Raw genomic sequence first — 13,156 nt, 5'->3', positions numbered from 1 at the left:
GCTGGGGCGGTCTACTGCCGCTCCGCGCTCTCCCTCGCCCCCCCCCCCCCCCCCCCGCGAGGGCCCGGCGGCCCCGGGTCAGGCGGTGGCCGGGGCCGGGGTGCGATCGCTCGGTGCGGTGCGCAGCCGTTCGCCGATGGACCGGGCGTGTTCGGTCGCTGCTGTTTGGGCCTCGGTGAGGAGGCGGTGGGCGAGCGGCCTGAGTTCCGTCATGGCCGGGTTGACGTCCGCGGCGGTGAGTTCGGCGCGGGCGGTGACCACGTCGAGGCCCCAGACATCGGTGAGCATGCGGAGGACGTACGGAGTGGCGTGGTCCCAGCCGGCGCGCGGAGTGCCGGGGGCGTAGCCGCCGCCTCGGGCCTCGACCAGTACGGCGGGGCGGCCCGGGAGCAACGGCCGGGTGACGTCGGCGGCCCGTTGGTCGGTGATGACCAGGTCGAACCACGCCTTGACCTGCTGCGGGACGCCGAAGTTGTACATCGGTACGGCCAGCAGGAAGGCGTCGCAGGCGAGGAGCTCGTCGGTGAGTTCGGCGGCGAGCGCGGTGGCTGCGCGCTGTTCGTCGGTGCGGTCGGCCTCCTCGGTGGTACGGCTCGCCTCGGCGACGGGCCAGACCTGCGGCAGCGGGCGACGGCCCAGGTCACGACGGACGAACTCGGCGACCGGGTAGGCGCGGGTCCACTCCGCCTCGACGAGATCGGCGAGGGTTCGGGTGACCGAGTCCTCGGTGCGGATGCTGGAGTCGAGTCGGAAGAACTTCATCGGGCTTCTCCTTGGTGCGGATCGAGCGTGTGCGGATCGAGCGCGTGCGGATCGGGCGGGTGCCGATCGGGTGAGTGGGGACCGGGCGGCGCCGGGGCGCGGATCGGGCAGCACGGGGTGCCGCGCGAACCGGTTCGATCCGGCCCGGCGGGTATGGGGTGAGCCGGGTGTACGGCCGCGTGGATGGGGGTGCGGCGACGGTAAACTCGCCTGTTGTCTCCTTGCCGTCGGCGTTGTGCGAAGTGGTCCGTCTCCCCTTTGACTGATGCGTGACGGGAAAGGTGACCATGAACGGACACGAGGGCCTGGCGGTGCGCTTCGAGGCGCATCGCGACCATCTGCGCGGTGTCGCCTACCGGATGCTCGGCTCGCTGGACGACGCCGACGACGCCGTACAGGCCGCCTGGCTGCGGGTCGACCGGGCGGGCGTGGACGGCGTCGAGAACCTCGCCGGGTGGCTGACCACCGTGGTCGCCCGGGTGTGTCTGGACATGTTGCGGATTCGGCGGACCCGAGGCGAGGAACCGCTGGCCTCGATGCCCGAGGCGGTGTCGGAGCGGCCGGGCGGGGTCGAGCCCGAACACGAGGCGGTGCTGGCCGAGTCGGTGGGTCAGGCGCTGCTGGTGGTGTTGGACCGGCTCACGCCCGCCGAGCGGGTCGCCTTCGTGATGCACGACCTGTTCGCCGTACCGTTCGCCGAGATCGCGCCGGTCGTGGGGCGGTCGTCGGTGGCGAGCAAGAAATTGGCCAGTCGGGCGCGGGAGCGGGTGCGCGGTGTGGCGACGGTCGACGAGGTCGATCTGGCTCGGGACTACGGCGTGGTCGACGCGTTCCTGGCCGCCGCGCGTGGTGGCGATCTGGACACGCTGGTCGAGTTGCTGGCGCCGGACGTGGTACGCCGCGCCGACCGGCTCGCCGTACCGGACGAGGTGGCCACCGATGTCCGGGGCGCGCGGGCGGTGGCCGAGGAGACCAGGGTCTTCGCGCACCGTGCCCGGGTGGGCGACGTGGCGCTCGTGGACGGCAGGCCGGGGATCGTCATCGCCCCGAACGGGAGGCTCTTCCTGGTGCTGCGGCTGACCATCGTGGACGGGCGGATCACCGAGATCGACGTGATCGCCGACCCGGCTCGGCTGAGCCACCTTCCGCTCGCCGTCCGGCTCGGCTGAAACCGGATTTCGGAACGGAGGAGGTACGACCGGACCGGCCGGCGCGGATCCCGGGAGCGGGATCGGCAACGGGATCGGGCCGGCCGGTCGTACCGCCGGGGTGCGCCTCGCGAGACGCCCGGACGGCCTGTGAGGGTGCCCGGGCGGCCCCACGAGGTGCCCCGGGCGGCTCCCCGAGATGCCGGCCGGGCCGTCCCGCCCTGCCTGAAATTGGCCCGACCGGGGTGACTACGGAACGTGATGGTGCTGCCGAGCGCGCACGGCAGCCTGGGCCGTCCGGTCGACCCGGGGTCGGTACCGGAGGTGGTCGGGCACACCTCGGCCGTCGTCACCCGCGAGGACGCGATCCGCGGGCCGGCCATCGTGCCCTCCGTGGCCCGGTGAGGGCGCGATCCGCAGCTCGCCGGCCCCGCCCCGCGCGTACCCCGTGTGTCGTGGCGGGCACCGTTTGTAGCCCGTTCGGGGGCTTGTGCGGCGTGTCATCCGTCCGGGGGAGCCCCGGGGGCGGGGTGGATGGGGTGGGATTACGGTGTGGTGTGGGTCACAGGAGTGAGGTGTGGTGCGTAAGTCGGGTTCTGGGCTGACGGGTCGTCAAGAAGCTTGCCTGTAGGGGATGGTGGCATCTGACGGGCCGTCAAGTCATATATGACGATGCGTCAGATGCCTTTGTTTTAACGGTAGTTGATCGCATCTCGGGTCGTCGAACCGCGTCGAACGGAGCTACTGTCGGTCGGGTTGCCACGCTCGAGAAGCGACCCGGCCGGCAAGGGACCGGGGACGCGACATCTCCCCGGGCGCCTGCCAATGGGCCGTAGCGGGGACCAGGGATGATGAGGAATTCATGGCCATCGCGCTACCAGTACGAGCGGACGATCCGTCCGGCACCGCACCGACGCCGACCCCGGCCGTCTACCCCGGGCGCCCCGCCCCCGCGCCCCGCACCCTCGTGGACATCCTGGACGCCACCGTCCGGGACCACCCGAACGAGCCCGCCCTCGACGACGGCCGGCGGACGCTGACGTACCGCGCCCTGGCCGCCGAGGTGGAGGCGCTGCGCCGCAGCCTCGCCGAGGCCGGCGTAGGCGTCGGGGACCGGGTCGGTGTTCGGGTGCCCTCCGGCAGCAACGACCTGTACGTCGCCATCCTCGCCGTGCTGGCCGCCGGCGCCGCCTACGTCCCGGTGGACGCCGAGGACCCGGACGAGCGGGCCGACCTGGTGTTCGGCGAGGCCGGCGTACGCGCCGTGCTCGGTGCCGACCGCGAGCTGCGGGTCATCCGGGAGGCCGACCCCGCGCCGTCCGCCCGTCCCGGCCCCGGCGACGACGCCTGGATCATCTTCACCTCCGGCTCCACCGGCAAGCCCAAGGGCGTCGCGGTCACCCACCGCAACGCCGCGGCTTTCGTGGACGCCGAGGCCGGCCTGTTCCTCCAGGAGGAGCCGATCGGCCCCGGCGACCGGGTGATGGCGGGCCTGTCGGTCGCCTTCGACGCGTCCTGCGAGGAGATGTGGCTGGCCTGGCGGTACGGCGCGTGCCTGGTCACCGTGCCGCGCTCGCGGGTGCGCTCCGGCGCCGACCTGGGGCCCTGGCTGGCCGAGCAGGAGATCACCGTGGTGTCCACGGTGCCCACGCTCGCCGCGCTGTGGCCGACCGAGGCGCTGCTGGACGTACGGCTGCTGATCTTCGGCGGTGAGGCGTGCCCGCCCGAGCTGGTGGAGCGCGTGGTCGCCGAGGGCCGCGAGGTGTGGAACACGTACGGCCCGACCGAGGCGACCGTGGTCGCCTGTGGATCGCTGCTCACCGGCGAGGGTCCCGTCCGGATCGGCCTGCCGCTGGACGGCTGGGAACTGGCCGTGGTCGACGCCGGCGGCCGGCCCGTCGCGATGGGCGAGACCGGCGAACTGGTGATCGGCGGCGTCGGCCTGGCCCGCTACCTGGACCCGGCCAAGGACGCGGAGAAGTATGCCCCGCTGGAGTCGATGGGCTGGGACCGCGCCTACCGCAGCGGTGACGTGGTGCGCGCCGACGCCGAGGGCCTGGTCTTCGTCGGTCGAGGCGACGAGCAGATCAAACTCGGCGGCCGGCGGATCGAACTCGGCGAGATCGACGCGGCCCTGCAGGCGCTGCCCGGCGTGGTGGGCGCGGCGGCGGCGGTACGCACCGTCAAGGGTGGCAACCAGCTCCTGGTCGGCTATCTGGTGACCGGCGAGGGTTGGGACCGCGAGGAGGCGGTACGCCGGCTGCGGGCCGAGCTGCCCGCCGCCCTGGTGCCCCGGCTCGCCCCGGTGGCCGACCTGCCCACCCGTACCTCCGGCAAGGTCGACCGGGACGCGCTGCCGTGGCCGCTCGCGGACGCGGAGGACGCCGGACCCACCGAACAGCTCTACGGCACCGAGGCCTGGCTCGCCGAGCAGTGGACCGACGTGCTGGGCATCGCCCCGGACAGCGCACAGGACGACTTCTTCGCGATCGGCGGCAACAGCCTGGCCGCCGCCCGGCTGACCACCCTGCTGCGTGAGCGATATCCGGCGGCCGCCGTCGCGGATATCTACCAGCAGCCCACACTGCGCAAGCTGGCCCGCCGACTGGAACGCTCGGCACAGGACGCGGGCGCGGCGCGCAAGGTGGCGCCGACACCGACCCGGGCCCGGATCGCGCAGCTCCTCATGCTGATCCCGCTGTTCACCCTGGTCGGGCTGCGCTGGACGGTCGGCCTGCTCGCGCTCGGCAATGTCGCGGCCTGGTTCGGCAGCCACCCGTGGGCGCCCACCGCGTCCTGGTGGTGGGTCGCGGCCGGCTGGGCGGCGCTGTTCAGCCCGCCCGGCCGGGTGGCCATCGCCGCCGGCGGCGCCCGACTGCTGCTGCGCGGGCTGCGCCCGGGCAGCTATCCGCGCGGCGGCGGTGTGCACCTGCGGCTGTGGGCGGCCGAACAATTGGCCGACGTCAGCGGTGCGACCGCGCTCTCCGGGGCCTGGCTGCTGCGCTATGCCCGGGCGCTGGGCGCCAAGGTCGGCCAGGACGTCGACCTGCACACCCTGCCGCCGGTCACCGGCCTGCTCAAGCTCGGCCGGGGCTGCGCGGTGGAGGCCGAGGTGGACCTGTCCGGCCACTGGCTGGACGGCGACCGACTGGAGATCGGCGCGATAAAGGTCGGCGCCGGCGCGATCGTGGGCACCCGCAGCACGCTCTTCCCGGGCGCCCGGATCGGCCGCTCGGCCGAGGTGGCGGCGGGCTCCGCGGTCACCGGCAACGTGCCGCCGAGCCGCCGCTGGGGCGGGGTGCCGGCGATACGACTGGGCAAGGTGGACCGAAGCCGGCTGGGCGAACGTCCGCCGCGCAAGACGAGCTGGGTGGTGCTGTACGGCGCGAGCGGGCTGCTGCCGAGCCTCCTGCCGATCGTGGCCGCGCTGCCCGTACTGCCGATCCTGGGCGCGTTCGTGCGTCCCGGTGCCGGTCTCGGCGCCGCGCTCACCGGAGCGCTGCTCGCGCTGGTGCCCGCCGTGGCCGCGTTCGCGCTGGTGTACGCGCTGTCCATCGTGCTCCTGGTCCGGCTGCTCAGCCTGGGTCTGCGGCCCGGCTACCACCCGCTGCACGGCCGGATCGGCTGGCAGGCGTGGACCGTCACCCAGCTGATGGACCTGGCCCGGGACAAGCTGTTCCCGCTGTACGCGAGCCTGTTCACGCCGGTGTGGCTGCGCGCGCTCGGGATGAAGGTGGGCAAGGGGGTCGAGGCCTCCACGGTGCTCGCGCTGCCCAGCCTGACCACGGTCGGCGACGGGGCCTTCCTGGCCGACGACACGCTGATCGCCTCCTATGAACTCGGCGGCGGGTGGATCCGGATCGGCGCGGCGGAGATCGGCGAGCGGGCCTTCCTGGGCAACTCCGGGATGACCGCGCCGGGCCGCTCGGTGCCCGCGCGCGGCCTGGTCGGCGTGTTGTCGGCGACACCGAAGAAGACCAAGAAGGGCGGCTCGTACCTGGGCATGCCGCCGATGCGCCTGCCGCGTTCGGCGGACGTCGCCGACCAGGGCCTGACCTACGACCCGCCCGCCCGGCTGCGCTGGGCGCGCGGCCTGGTCGAGCTGTGCCGCGCGGTACCGGTGTTGTGCTCCGCCGCGCTGGCCGTGCTTACCTTGGCCGCGCTGGCCTGGCTGGGCAGCCATTCGCTGATCCTGGCCGCGCTGCTGTCCGGCGTGGTCCTGCTCGGGTGCGGCGTGCTCGCGTGTGTCGTGTCGATCGCGGCCAAGTGGCTCCTGGTCGGTCGTTTCCGGCCGGTGGAGCACCCGCTGTGGAGCGGCTTCGTGTGGCGCAACGAACTCGCCGACACCTTCGTCGAGGTACTGGCCGTGCCGTGGTTGATCGGCCGGGTGCCCGGCACGTCGGTGATGAACGCGTGGCTGCGCGGACTCGGGGCATCCATCGGGCGCGGTGTGTGGTGCGAGAGCTACTGGCTGCCGGAGGCGGACCTGGTGACGCTGGAGGACGCGGTGAGCGTGGGGCACGGCTGTGTGCTCCAGACGCATCTCTTCCACGACCGGATCATGCGGATGGATACTGTGATCCTTCGCGAGGGCGCCACGCTGGGTCCGCGCGGGATCGTGCTGCCGGGCAGCACGATCGGGGCGCGCAGCACGCTGGGTCCCGCCTCGCTGGTGATGCGCGGCGAGACGGTTCCCGAGGACACCGGCTGGCTGGGCAATCCGATCGAGGCGTGGCGACGGTAATGCGTTTCGAGGCGGCGTCGCGGGAAACGGCCCGTCCCGCGACGGTGGGCGCGACGGGGACGGAGCACGAATCGGTGATCGACCAGGGGCCGCGCTCAGGCGCCGGGGAGGCGTACTTCGCCACACACGGCGACCCGCGCTATCGCGTGCACCGCTACGAACTGACCCTGGACTACCGACCCGGGCCCAACCGACTGGCCGGCACCGCCCGGATCGGCGCGCTGGCCGCTGATCGGCCGCTGAACGAATTCGCGCTGGACCTGGCGGAGTTCCGGATCGGGCGGGTGCTGGTGGACGGCCGCCGGGCGCACTACACGCACCGTGCGGGCAAGTTGCGGGTGCGGCCGGGTACGACGATCCGCGCGCGGGCCGCGTTCACCGTCGAGGTGCACTACACGGGCAATCCGAAGCCGGTGCGCAGTCCGTGGGGCGGGGTCGGCTGGGAGGAACTGACCGACGGCTCGCTGGTGGCCGGCCAGCCGATCGGCGCGCCGTCCTGGTATCCGTGCAACGACCGGCCCGACGACAAGGCCGCGTACCAGATCTCGGTCACCGCACCGTCGGTGTACACCGTCGTGGTCAGCGGCCGACTGCTGACCCGCAGTACCCGGGCGAGCAACACCACGTGGGTCTACGAGCAGTCCGCGCCCACCGCGAGTTACCTGGTCAGCGTCTCGATCGGCCGCTACGACACGATCGGGCCGCTGGAACCGCACGTGGGGGTGTCGCAGCTCGCGCACGTGCCGGCTCGGCTGGTGCCGCGCTTTCTGGTCGACTTCGCGCGGCAGCCGGAGATGATGACGCTGTTCGAGGAGTTGTTCGGGCCGTACCCGTTCGGCGAGTACACCGTGGTGGTCACCGACGACGCATTGGACATCCCGATCGAGGCGCAGGGACTGGCCACCTTCGGCGCGAACCACGTCGACGGCTCGCGCGGCTCCGAGCGGTTGGTTGCCCACGAGTTGGCGCACCAGTGGTTCGGGAACAGCGTGGGGTTGGCGAGCTGGCGGCACATCTGGCTCAACGAGGGCTTCGCGCGCTATGCGGAGTGGTTGTGGGCGGAGCGGTCGGGCGGGCGGAAGGCCGCCGTGCAGGCCGCCGTCGAGCACGGGCAACTGGGCAGTCTGCCCCAGGATTTGCTGCTCGGGGCGCCGCGTCCGAAGCTGATCTTCGACGACCGGATCTACGCCCGGGGGGCGTTGACCGTACACGCGGTGCGGTGTGCGCTCGGCGACGCGTCGTTCTTCGCCATGTTGCGGGACTGGGCGACGTCGCATCGGCACGGGGTGGTCACGACGGAGGACTTCGTCGCGCATGTGGCGCGGTATGCCTCGCGGCCGTTGGACGAGTTGTTCGAGGCGTGGCTGTTTCGGGAGGGGCTGCCGCCGTTGCCGGGGGTGTCGTCGGAGTCGCCTGCGGGGCCGGAGACGCCCGAGCCGCACGCGTTGCCTCCGCGGCGGGGTCGGCTGGGGTGGCCCTGGACGTCGGGGCACGGCGGATCCTCCTCGGGGTGAGGCGGGGTCGGCGATGCGGGGGCCGGTGAAGTGGGGGCCTGCGAAGTGGGGGCCTGCGAAGTGGGGGGCGGCGATGCGGGGTCGCGTCGATCCGGCATACGGTGCGGGAAGACCGGCAAGGTGGTCGCGGGAACCGCACGGGTGGTTCGCCGGTGGCCGCCACGCATGAGAGGAACCGCGCGATGACCCAGGGCGAGACCGCGAACCCCACGACGCCGTACCGAGGCTGTGCGGTGGTCACCGGCGCCAGCAGCGGGATCGGGGCCGCGACCGCCGTGCATCTGGCGGGTCTGGGCTACGACGTCGTGCTCGGCGCGCGCCGCAAGGACCGGCTGGACGAGGTGGTCGAGCGCTGCGCGGGCCGAGGTCGCGCGCTGCCGTTGGACGTGTCCGATCCGGCCTCGATCGCCGCGTTCGCCGCCGCGGTGGACCGCTGTGACGTGCTGGTCAACAACGCGGGCATCGCGCGCGGCACCGAGTCGGTCGCGGAGGCCGACGAGGCGGCGTGGACCGCGATGTACGAAACGAATGTGCTCGGCACCCTGCGGGTGACCAAGGCGTTCCTGCCGCTGCTGATCGCGTCCGGGGACGGCCAGGTGATCACCATCGGATCGGTGGCCGGGCGAGAGCCGTACGAGGGCGGCGCGGGGTACAACGCGGCCAAGCACGCGGTGACCGCGATGACGCGGGTGCTGCGGCTGGAGTTGCGTGGGCAACCGGTGCGGGTGTGCCAGATCGACCCGGGCATGGTCGAGACCGAGTTCACGCTCAACCGGCTCGGCGGTGACGCGGAGGGCGCGTCGGCGGTGTACGCGGGGATGACGCCGCTGGTGGGCCAGGACATCGCGGAGTGTGTGGGGTGGGTGGCGACGCGGCCGCCGCACGTGAACATCGACTCGATGCTGGTGCTGGCGCGGGATCAGACGTCGGCTCGGGTTGTGCATCGTCGTCCTGCGGACGGGGTGGACGGGGCCTGATTGTCCTCACGCGCCGGACGGGCTGGATAGGGCTGCCTGAGTCGGGCTCGTCGGGGTGTGCTCGTCCTCAAGCGCCGGACGGGCTGGGGGTTTGCTCGAGTCGGATGGTCCGGTGCGCTCTCGGGTGTCCTCAAACGCCGGACGGGCTGGGTGGGTTGGCTTGGGTCGGGTGGGTTGGTGGGCTTTCGGGTGTCCTCGAACGCCGGACGGGCTGAATAGGGGCTTTGCCCGGGCGGGTGCGTTGGTGTGGGCTCGGGTTGTCCTCATGCGCCGGACGGGGTGGGTTTTCGGGTGTCCTCGAACGCCGGAGGGGCTGAATAGGGGCTTTGCCCGGTCGGGTGTGTTGGTGTGGGCTCGGGTTGTCCTCATGCGCCGGACGGGGTGGGCTTTCGGGTGTCCTCGAACGCCGGACGGGCTGAATAGGGGCTTTGCCCGGGCGGGTGTGTTGGTGTGGGCTCGGGTTGTCCTCGAACGCCGGACGGGCTGATGGGGGTTGGCCCGGTTGGGTGGGTTGGGGTGGGGTTGGGTTGTTCTCGCGTGCCGGACGGGGTTGGGCGTGGGGGTGCGGGTTCGGTTGTTTATAAGGGTGGTCGAGGGCGGTGGGTTAGCCCAGGCCGCCGTTGGTGTGGATGTTTTGGGCGGTGATCCAGCGGGCGTCGGGGCCGGCGAGGAAGGCGATGGTGTCGGCGATGTCGGTGGGGTGGCCGAGGCGGCGGAGGGGGGTCAGGGCGGGGACGGTGGCCAGGACCTCGGCGGGGTTGGCGGAGCGGAGGAGGTCGGTGTCGGTGGCGCCGGGGGAGACCGTGTTGACGGTGATGGCGCGCGGGCCGAGTTCGTGGGCGGCGATGGTGGTCAATTGCTCCAGGGCGCCCTTGCTCGCCGCGTAGGCCGCGATGCCGGGGGCGGGCCGGATCGTGTTGAGGGTCGAGACGTTGACGATCCGTCCGCCGTCGCGCATGTGCCGGGCCGCGTATCGGATGGTCAGGAACGCGGCCTTGGCGTTGACCGTCATCACCCGGTCGAACTCCGCCTCGGCCAAGTCCGCGATCGGTGTCGAGACGGCCCCGACACCGGCGTTGTTCACCAGGATGTCCAGTCCGCCCAGATGCTCGTCGGCGGACGCCATGAACGCCTCGGCGGCGCCCGGCTCGCTCAGCTCCGCCCGGACCGCCCGGGCCCGGCCGCCGGCCGCCGCGACCGCCCGGACCACCTCCTCGGCGGCCCGCTCGTCCCGGGCGAAACCGAAGACCACCTGCGCGCCGTCCCGCGTGAGGCGTTCCACGACGGCCCGACCGATCCCGCGTGAACCACCGGTGACCACTGCGGCCTTGCCCTCGAGCACCGACACGTCGGACCTCCGATTCGTGGACGACGGCGAAGACCGACCGCTTCGCCTCGGTCGAAGCCTTCGCCGGCCACGAGGCCCGGAAACTCAGCCGCGCAGGACGGCCGGGGACAACGCGTGCGGGATCAGCAGGGTCGGCCGCCCCGTCCCGTCGGCGCGCGCGGTCCACACGTCGCCGCGCAGATCCCCCGGCAGGCTGTAGACGACGTTGCCGTCGTCGAGCCATTCCGCCTGGTCGTCCAGGGTCCGGGTCTCGGCGAGCGCGATCTCCACACCGGTGGCCAGGGTCAGCACGAACAGGTGCCAGGGCCGGTCGGCGTCCGCCCCCGGAACCCGCTTCTTGTACGCGACGCGGGTGCCGTCGGGGGACAACGACGGGCACTCGGCGTTCTCGCGCACCGTGCGCAACGTGCGCGCGGCCAGATCGCCCCGGGCCAGCCAGGTGCGCCCGCCGGTCGCCACCGTCGCGTAGAAGGTGTTGTCGTCGGCCGCGAAGGTCACGCCCCAGACGTTGACGTCGGGCGCGTGGATCGACTCGGCGCCGCGATACAGCGCGTACGACTCCAGGTTGTCGTCGAGGCGGCCGGTCCGGGTGTCCAGGATCGCGGTCCGGGTGGAGAAGTTCAGGCCCGCGTACGACTCGCCGTTGACGAACGACGTCCACGCGACCAGTCGTCCGCTGGGCGCGACCCGGGCCCGTGAGGGTGTCCCGGCCAGCGCGTGGCGGCCCTTCTCGCGCAGGTTCGCGTCCAACAGCACGGCGTCGTAGGTACCGAGCGCGAGCCTGGCCGGTTGCAGGCACACGCCGGTGCCGTGCGCGGCGTGGAAGACCAGGCAGCGGCGCGAGGCGACGTCGCGCCGTGCAGGACGGGCCGCGTCGACCGCCGCGACGTGGTCTCGGCCGGCGTCGGCGGCGGTGCTGCGGAACACGATCCGGCCCGGTCGGTCCAGGCTCAGCGCCGTGTAGTCGCCGTCCCGGCCGGCCCGCGCGTCGCCCGCCGCGCGCAGCGTATAGACCACCGCGAGGCCGACGAGCAGCGCGGTGACCAGGGCCAGAACGGTCAGGCGCGTGGTGCGGGTCATCGCGATGCCCTTCTCGACGCGGCCGGGCGAGGGCCGCCCGGGGTGAGGGTGCTGCCGGCCAGCAGCGCGGTCGCGCCGGTGAGGGCGAGGGCCAGCGCGACGGCGGCCAGGACGCCGGCGGTGTGCGGGCCGTACAGCGTCCAGGCGGCGCCGAATCCGGCCGCGCCCAGTGCCCGGCCGGCGGCCTGTCCGGTCTGGACGAGGGCGAGCGCGCCGCCGCGCAGTCGGGCCGGCGCGGCCGGCGCGGCCAGCGCCATCAGGACGCCGTCGGTGCCCGCGTAGAACAGGCCGAGCAACCCCGGGATCACCAGGATCAGCGCGAGGTCGGGCAACGGGGTGAGCAGCGCGAGGTAGCCGCAGAGCAGCGCGAGGTGGCCGACCAGGAAGACCCGGCCACGTCCGTACCGGTCCCCGGCGGTGCCGGCCGGGACGGCGAACAGCAGGAAGACCAGCGCGGTGCCCAGCGGCAACAGCGGGAACAGGTGCGGCGACAGGTCGGTGTGCCGTTGCAGCACCAGGTAGAGCATCGCGTCGCCGACGGTGACCGTGCCGAGCAGCAGCGCGGCCAGACACACCCGGGCGAAGCCCGGCACCCGCAACATCGCCGCCGCGTCGCGCAGTCGTACCGGAGTGCGCGGTGCCCGCCGGCCCGCCTCGCCGGCCGCGTCCGGCGTCGGATCGCGGACGAACAGCAGCAGGACGAGCAGACCGAACGCGGCCAGGCAGAAGCTCACCACGAACACCGCGTCGTACGCGTCGGCCGTCACCCACAACACCGCGAGCGCGACCGGCGGCCCGAACAGCGCGCCGGCGGTGTCCATCGCCCGATGCACACCGAAGGCCCGACCCTGGTCCGCCGGTGTCGCGGCCATCGAGATCAACGCGTCGCGCGGCGCGGTACGTAGGCCCTTACCCGCGCGATCGGCCGCGAGCACCCCGCCGATCGCGGACACCCCGCCTGCGGCGGGCAGCAGCAGCTTGCAGCCGGCCGAGATGCCGTAGCCCACCGCGGCGACCGTCCGGTGCCGGCGGAATCGGTCCGCGACATGGCCACCGAGCAGCCGGGACGCGGCGGTCGCGCCGTTGTACAGCCCGTCCAGCATGCCGAACGCCATGGGGGAGAGCCCAAGTCCGAGCACGAGGTAGACCGGGAGCACCGCAGTGACCATCTCGGCCGAGATGTCGGTCACCAGCGAGACCACGCCCAGGGTGAGCACCACGGGCGCGACCCGACGGGCGCCGCGTCCGGACGGCGGCGGCGACGCCGGCGCACCCTGCGCGGGCGGCGCCTTCGCGCGGGCGGCGCGCGTCCCGGAGGCGAGATCGGCGGAACGGCTGGACGACAGGTACATCGGGGGCCTCCGGCTGCGGCTCGGCGCGGGGTACGGGCAAGTCCTGGGTGCCGAGCGCCGGTTCGGGCGCTCGGCACACTCGAAGTGGGTCACCTGGGCAGGGATCGGCGGTCGGAGCCAGGTGACCTGCCGGCGGTCAGAACCAGGTGACATTCCAGGGGAACGCTGCGGTGGCTTTCGCGCCGGCCGCATCGGTCGCGGTCACCTCGACCGCGAACGACCCCACACCCC

The 13,156-nt window shown here is 73.1% G+C and carries 9 protein-coding genes; 5 read left to right on the top strand and 4 right to left on the bottom strand.

Annotation, left to right across the window (positions count from 1 at the left end; all coding sequences use genetic code 11):
* Window positions 1-78: 78 nt before the first annotated feature.
* Window positions 79-762, bottom strand: a complete 684-nt coding sequence (locus ACZ4FV_RS49895) for an FMN-dependent NADH-azoreductase (protein WP_465327984.1) — start codon at window positions 760-762, stop codon at window positions 79-81.
* Between the two features lie 287 nt (window positions 763-1,049).
* Between ACZ4FV_RS49895 and ACZ4FV_RS49890 the strand changes: the two genes are divergently transcribed.
* The 5 genes from ACZ4FV_RS49890 to ACZ4FV_RS49870 all read left to right on the top strand — a co-directional run bounded on the left by ACZ4FV_RS49890 (window position 1,050) and on the right by ACZ4FV_RS49870 (window position 9,145).
* A complete protein-coding gene (locus tag ACZ4FV_RS49890; RefSeq protein WP_395873747.1) occupies window positions 1,050-1,931 on the top strand; it encodes a sigma-70 family RNA polymerase sigma factor in 882 nt (293 codons plus the stop codon).
* A 240-nt stretch (window positions 1,932-2,171) separates the two neighbouring features.
* Entirely contained in the window at window positions 2,172-2,315 is a 144-nt protein-coding gene (locus tag ACZ4FV_RS49885; RefSeq protein ID WP_465327982.1) for a hypothetical protein, read from the top strand.
* Window positions 2,316-2,772: 457 nt separating this feature from the next.
* Window positions 2,773-6,654 carry a Pls/PosA family non-ribosomal peptide synthetase gene (locus ACZ4FV_RS49880; RefSeq protein ID WP_402242513.1) on the top strand — a complete coding sequence of 1,294 codons (3,882 nt, stop codon included), beginning with the start codon at window positions 2,773-2,775 and terminating at the stop codon, window positions 6,652-6,654.
* Window positions 6,654-8,168 (top strand): M1 family metallopeptidase, encoded by a 1,515-nt coding sequence (locus ACZ4FV_RS49875; RefSeq protein ID WP_402242518.1) that lies wholly within the window; start codon window positions 6,654-6,656, stop codon window positions 8,166-8,168. The genes ACZ4FV_RS49880 and ACZ4FV_RS49875 overlap by 1 nt, the downstream gene beginning before the upstream one ends.
* A 182-nt stretch (window positions 8,169-8,350) precedes the next feature.
* A complete protein-coding gene (locus ACZ4FV_RS49870; protein ID WP_395873749.1) occupies window positions 8,351-9,145 on the top strand; it encodes an SDR family NAD(P)-dependent oxidoreductase in 795 nt (264 codons plus the stop codon).
* A 604-nt stretch (window positions 9,146-9,749) separates the two neighbouring features.
* Here ACZ4FV_RS49870 and ACZ4FV_RS49865 read toward each other — a convergent pair.
* The 3 genes from ACZ4FV_RS49865 to ACZ4FV_RS49855 all read right to left on the bottom strand — a co-directional run bounded on the left by ACZ4FV_RS49865 (window position 9,750) and on the right by ACZ4FV_RS49855 (window position 12,925).
* Complete coding sequence (locus ACZ4FV_RS49865) at window positions 9,750-10,493, bottom strand: glucose 1-dehydrogenase (protein WP_395873750.1); 744 nt, start codon at window positions 10,491-10,493, stop codon at window positions 9,750-9,752.
* 84 nt (window positions 10,494-10,577) lie between these two features.
* Window positions 10,578-11,573 (bottom strand): TolB family protein, encoded by a 996-nt coding sequence (locus ACZ4FV_RS49860; RefSeq protein ID WP_395873751.1) that lies wholly within the window; start codon window positions 11,571-11,573, stop codon window positions 10,578-10,580.
* The gene (locus tag ACZ4FV_RS49855; protein ID WP_465327979.1) at window positions 11,570-12,925 is read right to left on the bottom strand and encodes an MFS transporter; all 1,356 of its coding nucleotides are present in this window, start codon (window positions 12,923-12,925) and stop codon (window positions 11,570-11,572) included. The genes ACZ4FV_RS49860 and ACZ4FV_RS49855 overlap by 4 nt, the downstream gene beginning before the upstream one ends.
* Between the last annotated feature and the right edge of the window lie 231 nt (window positions 12,926-13,156).

The organism is Embleya sp. NPDC025285, from assembly GCF_055558835.1.
The sequence above is the reverse complement of the archived record's forward strand: the minus strand, read 5'-3'. Positions and strand labels throughout refer to the sequence as shown.

What these genes read in the sequence shown, in the direction of transcription:
- ACZ4FV_RS49895 (WP_465327984.1), bottom strand. Translation starts at nt 762, where the DNA reads ATGAAGTTCTTCCGACTCGACTCCAGCATCCGCACCGAGGACTCGGTC.
- ACZ4FV_RS49890 (WP_395873747.1), top strand. Translation starts at nt 1,050, where the DNA reads ATGAACGGACACGAGGGCCTGGCGGTGCGCTTCGAGGCGCATCGCGAC.
- ACZ4FV_RS49885 (WP_465327982.1), top strand. Translation starts at nt 2,172, where the DNA reads ATGGTGCTGCCGAGCGCGCACGGCAGCCTGGGCCGTCCGGTCGACCCG.
- ACZ4FV_RS49880 (WP_402242513.1), top strand. Translation starts at nt 2,773, where the DNA reads ATGGCCATCGCGCTACCAGTACGAGCGGACGATCCGTCCGGCACCGCA.
- ACZ4FV_RS49875 (WP_402242518.1), top strand. Translation starts at nt 6,654, where the DNA reads ATGCGTTTCGAGGCGGCGTCGCGGGAAACGGCCCGTCCCGCGACGGTG.
- ACZ4FV_RS49870 (WP_395873749.1), top strand. Translation starts at nt 8,351, where the DNA reads ATGACCCAGGGCGAGACCGCGAACCCCACGACGCCGTACCGAGGCTGT.
- ACZ4FV_RS49860 (WP_395873751.1), bottom strand. Translation starts at nt 11,573, where the DNA reads ATGACCCGCACCACGCGCCTGACCGTTCTGGCCCTGGTCACCGCGCTG.
- ACZ4FV_RS49855 (WP_465327979.1), bottom strand. Translation starts at nt 12,925, where the DNA reads ATGTACCTGTCGTCCAGCCGTTCCGCCGATCTCGCCTCCGGGACGCGC.